16 protein-coding genes are annotated in these 17,263 nt (G+C 70.5%); 12 read left to right on the top strand and 4 right to left on the bottom strand.

What is annotated here, in order from left to right; all coding sequences use genetic code 11:
• The first annotated feature begins 167 nt into the window (after positions 1–167).
• The 7 genes from AC5P1C_RS29985 (at position 168) to glxA (ending at position 7,615) form a co-directional block, all read left to right on the top strand.
• Entirely contained in the window at positions 168–512 is a 345-nt protein-coding gene (locus tag AC5P1C_RS29985; protein ID WP_493869076.1) for a DUF3817 domain-containing protein, read from the top strand.
• Positions 509–802 (top strand): MTH1187 family thiamine-binding protein, encoded by a 294-nt coding sequence (locus AC5P1C_RS29980; RefSeq protein WP_493869075.1) that lies wholly within the window; start codon positions 509–511, stop codon positions 800–802. The genes AC5P1C_RS29985 and AC5P1C_RS29980 overlap by 4 nt, the downstream gene beginning before the upstream one ends.
• 154 nt (positions 803–956) lie before the next feature.
• Complete coding sequence (locus AC5P1C_RS29975; protein ID WP_493869074.1) at positions 957–1,649, top strand: hypothetical protein; 693 nt, start codon at positions 957–959, stop codon at positions 1,647–1,649.
• Positions 1,649–2,332 (top strand): DUF4166 domain-containing protein, encoded by a 684-nt coding sequence (locus AC5P1C_RS29970; protein WP_493869073.1) that lies wholly within the window; start codon positions 1,649–1,651, stop codon positions 2,330–2,332. Before AC5P1C_RS29975 ends, AC5P1C_RS29970 begins: the two co-directional genes overlap by 1 nt.
• The gene (locus AC5P1C_RS29965; protein ID WP_493869072.1) at positions 2,329–2,961 is read left to right on the top strand and encodes a TetR/AcrR family transcriptional regulator; all 633 of its coding nucleotides are present in this window, start codon (positions 2,329–2,331) and stop codon (positions 2,959–2,961) included. The genes AC5P1C_RS29970 and AC5P1C_RS29965 overlap by 4 nt, the downstream gene beginning before the upstream one ends.
• 802 nt (positions 2,962–3,763) lie before the next feature.
• On the top strand, positions 3,764–5,647 hold the full coding sequence (locus AC5P1C_RS29960; protein ID WP_493869071.1) for a glycosyltransferase family 2 protein: 1,884 nt from the start codon (positions 3,764–3,766) through the stop codon (positions 5,645–5,647).
• A gap of 3 nt (positions 5,648–5,650) precedes the next feature.
• Positions 5,651–7,615, top strand: coding sequence for a radical copper oxidase GlxA (gene glxA / locus AC5P1C_RS29955; protein ID WP_493869070.1), 1,965 nt, complete (start codon positions 5,651–5,653; stop codon positions 7,613–7,615).
• Positions 7,616–7,622: 7 nt separating this feature from the next.
• Here the strand turns inward: glxA and AC5P1C_RS29950 are convergent, their stop codons facing one another.
• On the bottom strand, positions 7,623–8,660 hold the full coding sequence (locus AC5P1C_RS29950) for a glycoside hydrolase family 6 protein (RefSeq protein ID WP_493869069.1): 1,038 nt from the start codon (positions 8,658–8,660) through the stop codon (positions 7,623–7,625).
• A gap of 83 nt (positions 8,661–8,743) precedes the next feature.
• Entirely contained in the window at positions 8,744–9,727 is a 984-nt protein-coding gene (locus AC5P1C_RS29945) for an ArsR/SmtB family transcription factor (RefSeq protein WP_493869068.1), read from the bottom strand.
• 81 nt (positions 9,728–9,808) lie between these two features.
• Here AC5P1C_RS29945 and AC5P1C_RS29940 point away from each other — a divergent pair, with 81 nt between their 5' ends.
• The 5 genes from AC5P1C_RS29940 (at position 9,809) to AC5P1C_RS29920 (ending at position 15,094) form a co-directional block, all read left to right on the top strand.
• The gene (locus AC5P1C_RS29940) at positions 9,809–11,107 is read left to right on the top strand and encodes an MFS transporter (RefSeq protein ID WP_493869067.1); all 1,299 of its coding nucleotides are present in this window, start codon (positions 9,809–9,811) and stop codon (positions 11,105–11,107) included.
• Positions 11,108–11,117: 10 nt separating this feature from the next.
• Entirely contained in the window at positions 11,118–11,627 is a 510-nt protein-coding gene (locus AC5P1C_RS29935) for a MarR family winged helix-turn-helix transcriptional regulator (protein WP_493869066.1), read from the top strand.
• A 78-nt stretch (positions 11,628–11,705) separates the two neighbouring features.
• Positions 11,706–12,038 carry a DUF3817 domain-containing protein gene (locus AC5P1C_RS29930; RefSeq protein ID WP_493869065.1) on the top strand — a complete coding sequence of 111 codons (333 nt, stop codon included), beginning with the start codon at positions 11,706–11,708 and terminating at the stop codon, positions 12,036–12,038.
• Between the two features lie 84 nt (positions 12,039–12,122).
• On the top strand, positions 12,123–13,823 hold the full coding sequence (gene icmA / locus AC5P1C_RS29925; RefSeq protein ID WP_493869064.1) for a coenzyme B12-dependent isobutyryl-CoA mutase large subunit: 1,701 nt from the start codon (positions 12,123–12,125) through the stop codon (positions 13,821–13,823).
• A 170-nt stretch (positions 13,824–13,993) separates the two neighbouring features.
• The gene (locus AC5P1C_RS29920; protein WP_493869063.1) at positions 13,994–15,094 is read left to right on the top strand and encodes an alpha/beta fold hydrolase; all 1,101 of its coding nucleotides are present in this window, start codon (positions 13,994–13,996) and stop codon (positions 15,092–15,094) included.
• A gap of 19 nt (positions 15,095–15,113) precedes the next feature.
• Here AC5P1C_RS29920 and AC5P1C_RS29915 read toward each other — a convergent pair whose 3' ends face one another.
• Positions 15,114–16,499 carry a sensor histidine kinase gene (locus AC5P1C_RS29915; RefSeq protein WP_493869062.1) on the bottom strand — a complete coding sequence of 462 codons (1,386 nt, stop codon included), beginning with the start codon at positions 16,497–16,499 and terminating at the stop codon, positions 15,114–15,116.
• A complete protein-coding gene (locus AC5P1C_RS29910) occupies positions 16,496–17,200 on the bottom strand; it encodes a response regulator transcription factor (RefSeq protein ID WP_493869061.1) in 705 nt (234 codons plus the stop codon). Before AC5P1C_RS29910 ends, AC5P1C_RS29915 begins: the two co-directional genes overlap by 4 nt.
• Positions 17,201–17,263 lie beyond the last annotated feature (63 nt).

The following is a 17,263-nucleotide window of genomic DNA, read 5'->3' as shown; positions in this document are numbered from 1 at the left end:
GCATTGACGGTAGCCGTCGGATATGGGGTCGGAACAGGGCATCGGCCCCTGAGCGAACCCCGAGAACACCCCGATGTCACAATGGGGGTCGCTTGTGCGCGCATTCACAAGATCACGCCGCCGAGCGCCCCTGCCCCCTTTCGCCGCCCACTCACCGAAGGTGACCCGTGGACATCAAGACCGCTTCCGCACTCCGCCGCCTCCGCCTGGTCTCGGCCCCCGAGGCCGTCTCCTTCCTGCTGCTGATCGTCTGCTCGGTGCTCAAGCGGACCACGGACTTCAATGCCGTGCCGGTGATGGGCATGGTGCACGGTCTGCTCTTCGTCCTGTACGTGCTCTTCTGGCTCGACGCCTGGAACCGCACGAAGTGGGACCTGAAGACGGCCGCCCTCTACTTCATCCTCTCCGTCCTTCCGGCCGGCGGCTTCTTCGCCGAGCGGAAGCTGAAGCGTGAGGGCGAAGCCGCCGTGATCGCCTCGCGCGCCCGCCGCGAAGGCGTTGTGGGCGCATGATCGTCGCCTTCTCCGTGACCCCGCTGGGCGTCGGCGAGGACGTGGGCGAGTACGTCGCCGACGCGGTCCGCGTCGTCCGCGAGTCCGGCCTGCCCAACCGCACCGACGCGATGTTCACGTCCGTCGAGGGCGAATGGGATGAAGTGATGGACGTCGTCAAACGTGCCGTCGCCGCGGTCGAGGCGAGGGCGCCGCGTGTCTCTGTCGTCATGAAGGCGGACATCCGTCCCGGTGTGACGGACGGGATGACGTCGAAGGTGGAGACGGTGGAGCGGCACCTTTCCGATTGACCGGTCCCCCCCCGCACTACGAAGAGCCCCCGCCGGAGACCGGTGGGGGCTTTCTTCGCGCCCACGACTTGAGCGAGTGCTCAAAAGCTCCTACGATCCACTTAAGCAGTCGCTCAAAAGTGCTGACAAGGCTGCACTGACATGGGGGTATGCCGTGAGCCTGTACGTCGAAGCACACATGGCCGCCGACCTCGACGAACTCTGGGCTCGCACCCAGGAGCCCTCCCAGCACCAGCGCTGGGACCTCCGTTTCACCGAGATCGACTACCTTCCGCAGGTGCCGGGGGAGCCGCAGCGTTTCCGGTACGGCACGCGCGTACTGCCCTTTCTCACCATCGCGGGCACCGGGATCTCGGCCGGCGAGAAGCGCCGCGAGGACGGCACCAGGACATCGGCACTGCGCTTCTCCTCTCCGCACCCGCTGTCGCTCCTCCAGGAGGGCTCGGGCTACTGGCGTTACGTCCCCACCCCGGACGGCGGCATCCGCTTCCTCACCGGCTACGACTACCGGCCGCGCTGGGGCCGCTTCGGCGCGCTCGCCGACCGGATCGTCTTCCGCCCCCTGATGGGCTGGGCCACGGCCTGGTCCTTCGACCGGCTCCGCCTCTGGCTGGAGCGGGGAATCACGCCGGAGCGTCAGCTGCTGCACGCGCTGGCCGAGGTCGCGGTGCGCCTCGGCTGCGTGGTCACGGCCGTCGTCGGCGCGCCGATGACGGCGCTGGCGGTCCTGGCACTCGCCCTCGTCCTCCCGCCCCTGCCGATGACACCGGCGGCGCGCCGCTGCCTGCGGACCCCGCCGCCACGCACGCGTGCACCGCGCGTCCTTGCGACCCTCCAGGAGCGGTGATGCAGCCGTCGATCTTCCGCACGGCGATGGGTCCCGCCTTCGACTGCCTGCACCCCCAGTTGCAGCGCCGCTTCTCCGTCGGCCTGGCGCGCGGCGAGGCGTGCACCGGCAGGGGCGTCATGGACCGCATCTGGCACGGCGCGAGCTTCGTGAAACCGTTCCTCGCGGTGGGCGGCACCCGCAACATCCTCGTCCCCCGTGCGGGCCGCCACATCCCGTTCACCATCGAGAACGTGCCGTACGCCGACACATTCGGCCGTGAGACGGTGAGCTTCGTGCGCACCTTCGATCTGCCCGGCCGCTCGCGCCGCTTCGACGCCCAGATGGTCCTTGGCCCCAAGGGGGACCGGATCCTCGACTACCTGGGCACTCACCAGCACCTGGCGAGCGACCTCCACCTCCGGGCCGAGCCGGACGGCTCCCTGCTGATCCGTTCCGGGGAACACCGCTTCCGCGAGGGTCCGGTGGACGTCCGCGTCCCGGATCTGATCGGCGGTGACGCCGAGGTGCGGGAGTCCTACGACGACTCGACGGGCCGCTTCCACATCAAGGTGCGGGTGGTGAACCGGCACTTCGGTCCGCTCTTCGGGTACGAGGGTTCCTTCACGGCGGAGTACACGGACGTCCGCGGCCACGGCGTGCGCGCGGGGCTGCGGCCCCTCCGTGAGGAGGCGAGGGCGTGAGCGCCGAGACGAAGCAGAAGCTCCTCGAAGGGGCGCTGCGTACGTTGACGGAGCAGGGCATCGCGAAGACGTCCGCGCGGACGATCGCGGCTGCCGCCGGGGTCAATCAGGCGCTGGTCTTCTACCACTTCGGCTCGGTGGACGAGCTCCTCGCGGCGGCCTGCCGCCACGGCTCGGAGCAGCGGGTGTCCCGCTACCGGGAGAGGCTCGACGCGGTGTCGTCGCTGTCCGAACTCCTCGAATTCGGGCGGGAGATGCACGAGGAGGAGCGGGCCGCGGGCCACGTCGCGGTCCTCGGTCAGCTGCTCGCCGGGGCGCAGACGCAGCCTCGTCTCGCCCCCGCGACGGCGGCGGGCCTCGCCCTGTGGATCGAGGAGATCGAGAAGGTCCTGATCCGGGTCTTCTCGACGACGCCGCTGGGGGAGTTCGCGGATCCCGCGGGGCTTGCGCGGGCGGTGGCGGCGTCCTTCGTGGGCATCGAGCTGTACGAGGGCGTGGACGCGGACGGGGCGGGCAGGGCGCTGGACGCGCTGGAGCAACTGTCCGTCCTGGTGACGGCGGTTGAGGAGCTGGGCCCACTGGCGCAACGGGGGTTGCGGCATCGCCTACGCAGGGTCGCGCGCCCCTGACCCCCTCCGGCCGGAGCGCGCGCCCCCCCGCAGCAACACCCCCGAACAGCCTCTCCCAACCACCCACCCGCACCCCCGCATCCACCCTTACCGAACAGACCTTTCCCGCCCACCCACCCGATTGCCCCGCGGTGCCAGGGGGTGCGATGTGAGCAATCGGGGTGGGTGGGTGATCTGCAGGATGGGGTGGGCGGGGGACGTACAGCCGGGGTGAGTGGGGCACGCGTATGGCGGCGGGCGGGTCTACCCCGCCTCAAGAGACCGGCCCCCATGCACCGACAGCCGGCAGCGCTCCCGAGGGGACGTGCCGGTATGTCCGCCCGGAGCACGGCTCCCGAAGGCTCCGGAGCCGAAGTTGCGACGCGGCCACCGGGCGATAGCGAGGACGGACATACCGGTGCGGCCCCGCCCCCGCAGACGAGCCGGCACCGCGCCCCGTACGCGTCCGCAGTCGGCAGTGCACGCGAGGGGACGTGCCGGTATGTCCGCCCGGAGCACGGCTCCCGAAGGCTCCGGAGCCGAAGTAGCGACGCGGTCACCGGACGATAGCGAGGACGGACATACCGGCGCGGCCCCGCCCCACAGACGAACCAGAACCGCCCCGCTCCAGGCCCCCGGCCAGACGCCAGCAGCCGCGCCCCCACCCCGCAACCCCAGCCAAACCGCTCACCGTAAAACCGCTCGCACGGACGCACCCGGTTCGACACGCCGAGAAAACTCCACTTTTGTGTGGGTATCGGGGTATCGGCTCGTTCGCACCTGAACCTGCCATAGCCAGTTCACCCAGGACCTGGAGGGCGCTGTGCGGCCGGAGGGCTACGACTACGACACCCACAGCACACTCGCCGGACCGCTCACCGAGCCGGACGGCGACGGCCACGGCCACGGCCACGGCGAGGGCCACGGCCACAGCGACGGCCAAGGGCGCGGCCACGGCGAAGGCGGCCGCTATCGGGTGCAGTACAACAAGCTTCTCTCCCGCGAGCCCCACCGAATACGTGCCGTCATCCTCATGACGCTCGCACCGATCCTCACCGGACTCCTCCTCGTCTACCTCGTCTGGCCCACCCACTGGACGGAACGCGAGGGCGCCGACCGCTGGCTCATCGGCCTCGACGTCACGATGCTCCTGGCCATCGGCCTGATCGAGCTCTTCATGCTCATCAACGTCATCTCGATCGCTCACGCGACGATGGTGGCGAGGGACCCGATACCGGTCACCCCCGCACCCGGAACCCGCGTCGCGTTCCTCACGACGTACGTACCGGGCAAGGAACCCCTCAGCATGGTCCGCGCCACCCTCGAAGGGGCCATGCGGATCGAGCACACCGGCCCCCTGGACGTCTGGCTCTTGGACGAGGGCGACAACGGCGAGGCCAAGGCGCTCTGCGTCGAGCTCGGCGTCCACCACTTCACCCGCAACGGCGTCCCCGAGTGGAACCGCAAGAAGGGTGTCCACAAGGCCCGCACCAAGCACGGCAACTACAACGCCTGGCTCGCGATGCACGGCGGCGACTACGACTTCTTCGCCTCCGTGGACACCGACCACGTCCCGCTCCCCAACTTCCTCGAGCGGATGATGGGGTACTTCCGGGACGAGGACGTCGCGTTCGTCGTCGGGCCCCAGGTCTACGGGAACTACGACTCGCCCGTCACCAAGGCCGCCGAGTCCCAGCAGTTCCTCTTCCACGCCCTGATCCAGCGCGCAGGCAACCGCTACCGCGCGCCCATGTTCGTCGGCACCAACAACGTCGTACGCATCCAGGCGCTCCGCCAGATCGGCGGCCTGTACGACTCCATCACCGAGGACATGGCCACCGGATTCGAGCTGCACCGCCACAAGAATCCCGTCAGCGGGCGCCACTGGCGGTCGGTCTACACCCCGGACGTGCTCGCCGTCGGCGAAGGGCCCGCCTCCTGGACGGACTTCTTCACCCAGCAGATGCGCTGGTCGCGCGGGACGTACGAGACGCTGTTCAAGCAGTACTGGAAGGCGCCGTTCACGATGCCGCCCGGCCGCCTCTTCTCGTACACGATGATGCTCGTCTACTACCCCATGACGGCCGTCAACTGGGTGCTCGGCGTGCTCAGCTGCGTCCTGTTCCTCTGGTTCGGCGCGTCCGGCACCCAGGTCGCCGCATCGGTCTGGCTGATGCTCTACAGCGACGCGGCGGCGCTCCAGGTCGGTCTGTACCTGTGGAACCGCAGGCACAACGTCTCCCCGCACGAACCGGAAGGCTCCGGAGGCCTCGCGGGCATGGCGATGTCGGCGCTCTCCGCGCCCATCTACGCCAAGTCGCTCGGCGCCGCCGTCGTGCGCCGCCCCAGCCGCTTCGTCGTCACGCCCAAGGGCGGCGACGCGAGCCCGGACCGGGTGCTCACCTTCCGGATCCATCTCTTCTGGGCGGCGGTCCTCGCCAGCTCACTGGTCGCCTCCTTCGTGCTCGGCCACACCCACGCGGCGATGCGCACCTGGGCCGTCCTTGCGCTGGTCATCGCGCTCGCCCCCGCCACGATCTGGAGTTTCTCGCTGCTCAAGGAGCGCAGGGAGCGCAAGGCGCACGGCGAGGCCCGCGAGCGGGCGCGGCGGCGCGGCAGGCAGGACGCGGAAGGTCTGGGCGCCAAGGGCGCGGACGGCGAGCCGGAGCCGGCGTTCGCCACAGGTACGACGACTGGAGGGAACTGACCCATGGCATACCGGCCCTCTCGGCGGACGAAGAAGACACTCCTCGGAGTCGGGGCGGGCGCGCTGCTCGTCGGACTCAACGCACCGGCGGCACTCTCCTTCGCCGAGGAGAGGTACTACGAGTACAAGATCGCGCAGCCCGGCTACAAGGCGAAGTACGGCTCCTGGAAGCAGATCGGCATCCCCGAGGAGTTCCGCACCAACGCCATCCACGCCGCGCTCCTGCACACCGGCAAGGTCCTGATCGTCGCGGGCTCCGGGAACGAGCAGAAGAAGTTCGACGCGGGTTCGTTCGACACGATCCTCTGGGACCCGAAGAAGGACACCTTCAAGAAGGTCAGGACCCCCGAGGACTTCTTCTGCTCGGGCCACGCCCAACTCCCCGACGGCCGCCTCCTGGTGGCCGGCGGAACGGCGCGCTACGAACTCCTCGACGGCGAGATCAACCGGGCCGGCGGCGGCATGCGCGTCAAGAACGAGAACCCCGACAAGCCCATCGTCCTCAAGAAGGGCACCCGTTTCCGCTCACCGTCGGGCGTCGAGTACGTGAGCATGTTCGACGTGAAGGTCCCCAAGGCCAAGCGGGACTACGAGATCAAGTACTCCAAGACCGGTGCGATGAAGCCCTGGAAGACGACGGTCAAGGCGAGCGAGGCACGCGTCTTCGTCGAGGCCGCCAAGGAGGGCGAGGAGTTCGTCACCGAGAAGTCCGCGCAGTACGAGATCGAGGGCCTCACCGGCAAGGCGGCGGACAACGCCTACGGGATCGCCGAGAAGATCACCATGGACAAGCAGGACTTCCAGGGGATCAAGGCGGCGTACGAGTTCGACCCGACGGCCGAGAAGTACATCCCCGTGGAGCCGATGGACAAGGCCCGCTGGTACCCGACGCTCGTCGGTCTCGACGACGGCAAGGTGCTCGCGGTCTCCGGCCTCGACGACGTGGGCATGATCGACCCGGGCGACAACGAGATCTACGACCCGAAGACGAAGAAGTGGACCGACGGCCCCAAGCGCTACTTCCCGACCTACCCGGCCCTCTTCCTCACCAAGGGCGGCAAGCTCTTCTACCCGGCGTCCAACGCGGGCTACGGCCCCGCCGACAAGGGCCGTGAGCCCGGTCTCTGGGACCTGAGGACGAACAAGTTCGAGAAGATCCCCGGCCTCGTCGACCTCGACCAGACCGAGACGTCCGCGTCCGTCCTGCTGCCCCCCGCGCAGGACCAGAAGGTGATGATCCTGGGCGGCGGAGGCGTCGGCGAGTCCGACAAGGCGACCCGCCGCACGGCCGTGGTGGACCTCAAGGAGAAGAACCCCTCCTTCAAGACCGGGCCCGAACTCCCGCAGGGAACGCGGTACTTGAACAGCGTGATCCTTCCGGACGACTCGGTGTTCACGTCCAACGGCTCCAAGGACTACCGGGGCCGTGGCGCCAGCAACATCCTCAAGGCGCAGTTCTACGACCCCAAGACGAACAGCTTCCAGGAGGCGGCATCCCCCAAGGTGGGCCGCAACTACCACTCCGAGGCGCTGCTCCTGCCCGACGGACGGGTCGTCACCTTCGGCTCCGACCCGCTCTTCGACAACCAGGAGAACACCAAGCTCGGCCACTTCGAGCAGCGCATGGAGGTCTTCACGCCGCCCACGCTGCACAAGGCGGGCGGCAACCGCCCGGTCCTCGGCGAGGGCCCGGAGGAGCTGGCGGCGGACGGCCGCGCGACGTTCCGCACGAAGAGTCCCGAGAAGATCGCGTCGGCCCGTTTGATGCGTCCCAGCGCGGTGACGCACACGACGGACGTCGAGCAGCGGTCGATCGCGCTGGAACTCACCAAGGGCAAGGGTGAAGTGACGGTGGACGTACCCAGGGAGGACACCGCGCTGGTGCCGCCGGGCTGGTACATGCTGTTCGTGACGGACCACTCCGGCGCCTCGTCAGAGGCGAAGTGGATCCACGTCAAGCAGCAGTGACGTCCACTCAGGCGGCCTTGGCGTTGCGTGCGAGACCGAGCGCGTAGTCGGGCCACCACTGGCCCGCCGCCGGGCCGCCCCGGCACGGTCCGTCCGAGTCGCCGGGCCGCTTGATCCACAGGACCGCGTCGAGCAGCGCGTCACCGGTCTTGTCCGTGGGCGGGGTGCCCAGACCGCGCCCCGGCGGATTGCACCAGGCGTCCTCGCGGTCTCCGGCGAGCGGGCCCTTGCCGTTGCGGCTGGTGTCCATCACGAAGTGCTTGCCGCCGACGATCCCCGAGAGGCTGCGGCCGTACGCCTTGATGGTCGCGTCGCTCTGGAAGTTCGACACGTTGAGCGAGAAGCCGTCGGCCTGGGCGATGCCCGCCTGTGTGAGCGGTTCGCCGAGCTTGCTTGCCTCGGTGATCCAGCTCGGGTTGCCCGCGTCCAGGTAGACCTTCACCTTGGGCTGCTGCTTGAAGCGCTGGATGGCCTCGGACAGGAGCTGGTAGCGCTCGGCGTGGTACTCGGCGGGGGTGCAGCCGTCCACGATGTGCGGGATCGCGTCGGGCTCCAGGATGACGACAGCCGGGGTGTCGCCGATGGTGCCGGCGAACTTGTCGATCCACTGCCGGTAGAAGTCCGAGCTGTGCGCGCCGCCGGCGGAGTGGTTGCCGCAGTCGCGGTGCGGGATGTTGTACGCGACCAGTACGGCGGTGCGGTCGGCCTGCCTGGCGCCGTCGACGGCGGCCTTGACGTCCGGCACGGGGTCGTCGCCGGCGGGCCACACGGCCATGGGCTGCTCGGAGATCCGCTTCAGCGCGGCGGCGTCCTGCGTGCGGCCCTCCTGCTCCCACTCCTCGACCTGTCGGGCGGCGGCGCTCTGCGGGTCGACCCAGAAGGTGCTCGCCGGGGCCTTCTTCGCGGCCTCGGTGGAGGGACCGGCCTCGGAAGCCGTCCTCTCCGTGGCCTTGGTGCCGGAGCCGGATTCGGAGGAGCACCCTGCCGTGAGCCCGAAGGCCGTGAGGGCCGTGAGTGCGGTGAACGTGCGGAGCAGCCGGTGCATCCAGCCCCCTTGGGCGACGGTGACCGGGCAATCGTTACATAACGGTCCAATCACCCTTGGTTACGACACCGGGTGAGACCCCGTCAGATACCGCCGCCCGCCAGCGCGATGCCGAGCGGAGTGCGCTCGTACAGCACCTGGTGCCCGTACCGCCGCGAAACCAGCAGCCCCGCGCCGCGCAGGGCCCCGAGGTGCGCGGAGACGGACGACGGGGCGAGCCCCAGGCGGTGCGCCAGGGCCGAGGTGGTCGCGGGGTCGGTGAGCGCGGCGAGGACGCTCGCCCTGCCCCGCCCCAGGAGCCGTACCAGCGCCTCGGACATACGGTCGCTCGGCTCGGCCCAGAGCCCGGCGAGGCCGCGGGCGGGATAGACCAGGGTCGGCTGCCAGGGCGGGTCGTGGCCGCCGACCACATCGGGCCAGGCGAAGACACTGGGCATCAGGACCAGGCCCTGCCCCGCCAGATGCCGCACGTGGTCGGCCGCCCGCGCGACGGTCAGCGTCTCCGCGTCCCAGGCGAACCTCGGGTCGAGCTCGGCGACCAGCGCGCCGAGGCCCACCTCCGCGAGCCGCCGCGAATGGAAGGCGACGTCCGCCTCCAGGAGCGCGCGCAGCCGCGGCCAGTCCGGCTCGACGAGGGTGTGCCAGGCGGCCTCCATGGCATCGGCGAGCTCACGCACCGCGCGAGCCGGATCGGCGAGCAGCGCGCGCCCCTGCGGGGACTCGGCCGCCCCGGCGGTGCAGGCGAGCGCCCGCTCCAGCTCCGCCCGCGCGGCCTCGGGCTCGGCCGCGCGCACGGCCGCGATCTCCTCCTCGAAGGTGGCGGCGGGCCCGATGGGCGGGGGACCGATGAAGTCAGGGCTGTACCCCCGCTGCGGCATCAGGAGCCACAGCGCCCCGAGTTCGAGCCCGGCGCTCGCACCGCGGATCCGCCGCAGCCACTGCGGATGGTAGCCGTGCCGGTCGGGCCGCTTCAGGGTGCGCACGGCCTCCTGCGTCTCCCACAGCGGCGACACGGCGAACCGGCACCGCAAGAGATCGTCCGGCCCGAAGTACAACCGGTTCGGCACCGACTCACCCCCTGATTCGGCCAGGATTCGCCTGGAACCGAAACTCTAGGGCGAGGGCACGCGCGCGTGCAGGGTGCGGGCATGCCCGAAGAGAACCCCACCGCACCCGATCCCACCGGCTACCTCCGCCTCTTCAGGATCCGCGAGTTCCGTGCCGTCTTCCTCGCCCACGCCTTCTCGCTGCTCGGCGTCGTCATCAGCGAGGTCGCGCTCACCGTGCTCGTGTACGGGCTCACCGGCTCACCGCTGCTCAGCGCCCTGACCTTCGCGCTCGGGATGCTGCCCTACCTCGTGGGCGGGACCCTGCTGTCCGGGATCGCCGACCGGTACCCGCCGCGGCGGGTACTCGTGGTGTGCGACGTGGTCTGTGCCGGATGCGCCGCCCTCATGGCGCTGCCCGCGACGCCCGTCTTCGGTCTGCTCGCGCTGCGGTGCGCCATCGCCGCCGTGTCACCGGTGTTCAACGGCACGCGGATGGCGACCCTCACCGACATCCTCGGGGACGGGGACCTGTTCGTCCTCGGGCGCTCCCTGCTCCGGATCGTCTCGCAGAGCTCCGTGCTCGTCGGGTTCGGGCTCGGCGGGGTCCTGCTCACCGTCGTACCCCCGCGCGGCGCGCTCCTCATCACCGTGGGCACGTTCGCCGCGTCCGCGCTGCTCCTGCGGTGCGGGACCAAGCGCAGGCCCGCATGCGGGGGCGGCGGTTCCGCGCTGGTGAAGTACTCGCTCAGCGGTGCGCGGCAGGTGCTCGGCGACCGGCGGATCAGGGCACTGCTGCTCCTCCTCTGGGCGCCGCCGATGTTCATGGTCGCCCCGGAGGCGCTCGCCGCTCCGTACGCGGACCAGATCGGCGTCGGCGTCGCGGGCGTCGGACTCCTGATGTGCGCGCTGCCGGTGGGCACGATCTCGGCCGAGCTGTACGCCGGGTCCGCGCTCTCCGCGCACACCCGGGCCCGCATCGCCCTGCCGCTCGCCTCACTCACGCTCCTACCGCTCACCGTGTACGCCGTCGCGCCGGGCCTCCTGTGGGCGATGCTCGCCCTCGCGCTCGCCGGTGCCGGATCCGCGTACACGCTGGGGGTCGACCGGTGGTTCGTCGACGCCGTGCCGCAGGAGCTGCGCGGGCGGGCCATGACCGTGCACACGGCGGGGCTCATGACGATCCAGGGGGTCGGGATGGCGCTGGCCGGGCTCGCGGCGGAGTTCTCCGCGGTGAGCACCGTCGTCACGGCGGCGGGCGTGCTCGGCACGGTCTGCTGCCTCGCGCTTGCGGCAGAGGTGCGCGCCACGCACCGTACGGCCGACGGCGGACCCGCCAACTCAAGGGAACAGGCGACCGAATTGCGAGACGGGGCTGACCACCATGTGACCGACGGGTAAGGTCTTTGGCGTGCCGAAGCCGCTCAGCCTTCCCTTCGATCCCATCGCCCGCGCCGACGAACTCTGGAAGCAGCGCTGGGGGTCCGTGCCGGCCATGGGCGCGATCACCTCGATCATGCGGGCGCACCAGATCCTGCTGGCCGAGGTCGACGCGGTCGTCAAGCCGTACGGACTGACCTTCGCGCGGTACGAGGCGCTGGTCCTGCTCACGTTCTCGCAGGCGGGCGAGTTGCCGATGTCCAAGATCGGCGAGCGTCTGATGGTCCACCCCACGTCCGTCACCAACACCGTCGACCGCCTGGTCAAGTCCGGCCTCGTCGACAAGCGCCCCAACCCGAACGACGGGCGCGGCACCCTCGCCTCCATCACGGAGAAGGGCCGCGAGGTCGTCGAGTCGGCCACCCGCGAGCTGATGGCCATGGACTTCGGGCTCGGGGTGTACGACACCGAGGAGTGCGCGGAGATCTTCGCGATGCTGCGGCCCTTGCGGGTGGCGGCGGAGGACTTCGAGGAGAAGTAGCGGGGCCGTGGCGGGCGGGCGGAACCGGAGGTGGGGCCGCCGGAAGATCGCGCAAAACGGGCCGATACGCTCGTAGGCATGAAGCGAAGCGTGCTGACCCGTTACCGGGTGATGGCCTATGTCACCGCCGTCATGTTGCTCGTGCTGTGCACCTGCATGGTTTTCAAGTACGGCTTCGACACGGGTGAGGGCCTGACGCTGGTCGTCTCCCAGGTCCACGGCGTCCTCTACATCATCTACCTGATCTTCGCCTTCGACCTTGGCTCCAAGGCGAAGTGGCCGTTCGGCAAGCTCCTGTGGGTGCTCGTCTCCGGCACGATCCCGACGGCCGCGTTCTTCGTCGAGCGCAAGGTCGTCCGCGAGGTCGAGCCGCTGATCGTCGACGGCTCCCCGGCCACCGCGAAGGCGTAACCGCACCGCCGAAGTGCCGCCACGGACATACCCGTGGCGGTCAGCCATCGACATTTACTAGGACGTCCTAGTAAATTCGAGGGTATGGACGCTGACGCCATCGAGGAGGGCCGCCGTCGCTGGCAGGCCCGGTACGACACCGCGAAGAAGCGCGACGCGGATTTCACCACGCTCTCCGGCGACCCGGTCGAGCCCGTCTACGGGCCGCGGCCCGGGGACACCTATGAGGGATTCGAGCGGATCGGATGGCCCGGCGAATACCCCTTCACCCGAGGACTCCACCCCACCGGCTACCGCGGCCGGACCTGGACCATCCGCCAGTTCGCGGGCTTCGGCAACGCCGAGCAGACGAACGAGCGCTACAAGATGATCCTGGCCAACGGCGGCGGCGGTCTGAGCGTCGCCTTCGACATGCCGACCCTGATGGGCCGGGACTCCGACGAGCCCCAGTCCCTCGGCGAGGTCGGCCATTGTGGGGTCGCCATCGACTCGGCCGCCGACATGGAGGTCCTGTTCAAGGACATCCCGCTCGGTGACGTCACGACGTCGATGACGATCTCCGGACCCGCCGTCCCCGTCTTCTGCATGTACCTGGTCGCGGCCGAGCGGCAGGGCATCGACCCGGGCCTGCTGAACGGCACGCTCCAGACGGACATCTTCAAGGAGTACATCGCACAGAAGGAGTGGCTCTTCCAGCCCGAGCCGCACCTGCGCCTGATCGGCGACCTGATGGAGCACTGCGCGCGCGACATCCCCGCGTACAAGCCCCTGTCTGTCTCCGGCTACCACATCCGCGAGGCCGGAGCGACGGCCGCGCAGGAGCTCGCCTACACCCTCGCGGACGGCTTCGGGTACGTCGAGCTGGGCCTGAGCCGCGGCATGGATGTGGACGTCTTCGCGCCCGGACTCAGCTTCTTCTTCGACGCTCACCTGGACTTCTTCGAGGAGATCGCCAAGTTCCGCGCCGCGCGCCGGATCTGGGCCCGCTGGATGCGGGACGTGTACGGCGCGAAGACCGACAAGGCCCAGTGGTTGCGCTTCCACACGCAGACCGCGGGCGTATCGCTCACCGCCCAGCAGCCCTACAACAACGTCGTACGTACCGCTGTCGAGGCCCTCTCCGCGGTCCTCGGCGGCACGAACTCCCTGCACACGAACGCCCTCGACGAGACACTCGCGCTGCCGAGCGAGCAGGCCGCCGAGATCGCGCTGCGCACGCAGCAGGTGCTCATGGAGGAGACGGGCGTCGCCAACGTCGCGGACCCGCTGGGCGGCTCCTGGTACGTCGAGCAGCTCACCGACCGTATCGAGGCCGACGCCGAGAAGATCTTCGAGCAGATCAGGGAGCGGGGGCGCCGCGCCCACCCGGACGGGCAGCACCCGATCGGGCCGATCACCTCGGGCATCCTGCGCGGCATCGAGGACGGCTGGTTCACCGGGGAGATCGCCGAGTCGGCGTTCCAGTACCAGCAGTCCCTGGAGAAGGGCGACAAGCGGGTCGTGGGCGTCAATGTCCACCATGGGTCCGTCACCGGTGACCTGGAGATCCTGCGGGTCTCTCACGAGGTGGAGCGCGAGCAGGTCAAGGTCCTCGGGGCTCGCCGCTCGGCGCGGGACGACGCACGGGTCCGGGCCTCGCTCGACGCCATGCTTGCCGCTGCGCGGGGCGGGGCGAACATGATCCCGCCCATGCTGGAGGCGGTGCGGGCCGAGGCGACCCTCGGGGAGATCTGCGGGGCCCTGCGGGACGAGTGGGGGATTTACACCGAGCCGCCGGGGTTCTAGTTCGGGTTGACACATGTGTGGGGATCTGCGCGCCCGTCGTGGCTGGTCGCGCAGGTCCCCGCGCCCCTTGAGGGCCCTTGCGGGCCCCCGGAAAAACTCGTGGGTGTCAGATGCAAGTAGCTGGGTAGGCGCGCGCTCGCGTCAGTTCCTCCTGCCCCTGGAGTCACCCTGTGTCACCCGTGAGCCTGCCCGGCCCCACTCGTACCGCTGTGATCGCCATCGGAGCCGCCACGCTCACTCTGCTCGGTGCGCTGACGGTGTACGGCTCGGGTGAGGTCAGCGCCAGCCCGTCCGCGGAGCCGAAGGTCCAGGACACCTTCGACTCGCTCGGCCCCGAGGTGCACGCGGCGAAGCTGAAGAACGGCCGGACGGCTCACTACTCCGACACCGGGAACAAGGACGGCAAGCCCGTCCTCTTCATAGGCGGCACCGGCACGAGCGCCCGCGCCGCGCACATGACGGACTTCTTCCGCTCGACGCGCGAGGACCTGGGCCTGCGCCTCATCTCCGTCGAGCGCAATGGATTCGGTGACACGGAGTTCGACGAGAAGCTCGGCAAGGCGGATTTCGCCGCTGACACCCTCGAGGTCCTCGACCAGCTCGGCGTGGACGACGTGAGCGTGATCGCGATCTCCGGCGGCGGTCCGTACGCGGCGGAGCTCGCCGGACGCGCCCCCGAGCGGATCTCGGCCCTGCACCTCGCCGCGGCCCTGCCGCCCTACGGCACGAAGCCCGCGTACTGCTCGATGTCCGACGACGAGCTCGCCGACACGGTGAAGGACTCCATCCGGGACCCCCGCAAGTGGTGGGCGTTCCCGGACGACAGCCCCGTGAAGTCGATACCGGGCTTCGCCGACACGGCGTACGAGGAAGGCGCGCGCACCTACAACCAGCGCGGCCAGCAGGCGGACCCCGCGCCCCAGGTGCACGAGCAGAAGCTGTACTGCGGCCGTCCCGGCCCGGACCTGAAGAAGCTCGACGCCCCCGTGTACCTCTACGGCGGCAAGAAGGACACGACGGTGCCGCCGGAGACCCTCAAGACCTGGCAGGACGCGCTGCCGGGCAAGGCGAAGGTGCGTACGTACGCGGACTCCGGGCACGACGTGCAGTACCGCCACTGGGACCAGATCCTGGTCGACCTGGCGGGCCACGGCGACCGTACGGTCATCTGCCGCGGCAAGAACACCCGCGTGCTGCCCGCCGACGAGGCCGACCGGCTGCTCGCCAAGGGCAAGGCCACGCTGGGCAGTTGCGCCTGGAAGAACAACTGACCCGCAGGGCAGCGGGCGACTAGCCGGGGAGCGTCAGCCTGAACAGCGCGCCCCCGCCCGGCGCCCTCTCCGCCGAGAGTTCCGCCCCGTGCGCGTGGGCGATCTGGCGGGCCATCGCGAGGCCCAGGCCCGAGCCCGGAAGGGCGCGGGCCTTCTCGGCGCGGTAGAAGCGGTCGAAGACGTACGGCAGGTCCTCCTCCGCGATGCCGGGCCCGTGGTCGCGGACCGTCAGGGCGGTGGGCGTGAGCGAGGCCTCCACGGGAGTGCCCGGCGGGCTGAACTTGGCCGCGTTGTCGAGCAGGTTGGTGACGAGGCGGGACAGACGTGCGGGGACTCCCGGAATACTCAAGTCCGCCGCTTCCGGTGCCACTTGGAGCGTGAACGGCACCTGCGGCCAGTGGCCGCGCGCCGCGTCCACGACGTGGGCGACCAGGGGAGCGAGCCGCACTTCCTCCAGGAGGGGCCGCGGTTCCTCGTCGCGTGCCAGCTCGATCAAGTCGTTGACCATGCCGGTCACTTCGCGCAACTGGCGGGCGAGGGCGCCGGACGCCCGCTCGCGCTGCGCGTCGGTCAACCGGTCGGCGCGGGCGAGGAGTTCGGCGTTCGTACGCAGCGCGGTCAGTGGGGTGCGCAGCTCGTGCGAGGCGTCGGCGACCAGGCGGCGGCGCGCGGTGACCGATTCCTCCAGCTCGGCCAGCATCGCGTTGAACGACGCGGCGAGGCGGGTCACCTCGTCCTCGCGGCCCGGCGGTCCCGGCGGCAGCTCGATGCGGTGGCGGGCGTCGCGGGTCGCCGCGATGCGTTCGGCCGTGGCGGTGAGGCGGGCGACCGGGGCGAGGCCGGTGCGCGAGACCCAGTAGCCGCCGAGCGCCGAGAGGAGCACTCCGATGCCGCCCACCGCGGAGAGCAGCCCGGCCGCCTGTCGCACGCCGCGTTCCGCGATGTCCGCGCGCAGGGCGACCTGGACGGCGTCCCCCTTGCCGTATGTGGTGGTGTACATCCGGGTCGGCTTCCCGTGCAGTGTGAGGCTCGTGTAGTACGGCGCCAACTGGCCGCGCGCGACCTCCCGGGTGGATCCGGTGACCGGGAGCAGGTATGGCTTCGACGGATCGTCGGCCGGGTCGGCGGGGACGATCTGCGAGCAGGCGGGGGCGCCGAGGAAGCGGCACTCGCCCGTCAGGACGCCCGGCTCGTTGTCGTAGTTCCGCTGCTGGGCGATGAGGGTCGCCGACTGGGTGAGGTTCTGGTCGAGCTGCTGGTAGAGCTTGTAGCGGATGACGAGGAAAGCGGCCACGCAGACGCCGACCGCGACCAGCGCGACGGCCGCCGCCGCGGCGAGCGCGAGCCGCGTGCGCAGCGGGCGCCTGCGCCGCCACCGGGCGCCGAGCCTGCGCCGGGCGCTCATGGGCTGCCGAGCCGGTAGCCGACGCCGTGCACGGTGTGCACGAGGCGGGGTTCGCCGCCCGACTCCAGCTTGCGGCGCAGGTAACCGACGTACACGGCGAGGGAGTTGGAGTCGGGCCCGAAGTCACGGCCCCAGACCGACTCCTGGATGAGCTCGCGCGGAAGCACCTGCCCGGCGTTCCGCAGGAGCAGTTCGAGCAGGGCGAACTCGGTGCGGCTGAACTCGACCGTGCGGTGGCCTCGGCGGCCGGTGCGGGTGGACGGGTCGAGCACGAGATCGGCGTACGCGAGATCGTCGCCGGCGGCGGGGGAGTGCGGCTCCGGGGCGGCGCGGCGCAGGAGGGCGCGGACGCGGGCGACGAGCTCGTCCAGGGCGAAGGGCTTGACCAGGTAGTCGTCGGCGCCCGCGTCGAGGCCGTCGACGCGTTCGCTGACGGAGCCGAGTGCGGTGAGGACCAGGACGGGGGTCCGGTCGCCGACGGCGCGCATCTGGCGGCAGACGGCGAGGCCGTCCATGACGGGCATCATCACGTCGAGGACCACGAGGTCCGGCTCCCACCGGGCGATGGCGCCGAGCGCGCGCTGCCCGTCCGGGGCGCCGCGGACGAGGTGGCCCTCGATCGTGAGGGCGTCCTCCACCGCCGCGCGGACCTCGGGGTCGTCGTCGACGACGAGGATCTTGGCCGCCGGGGGTGCGCTCACGCCGGGCCTGCCTGCACGCGAGGGAGGCGGCCCGGCCGCGCATCGGGAAAGGTCCTCGGAGAT

The organism is Streptomyces sp. A18, assembly GCF_059026065.1.
The sequence above is the reverse complement of the archived record's forward strand: the minus strand, read 5'-3'. Positions and strand labels throughout refer to the sequence as shown.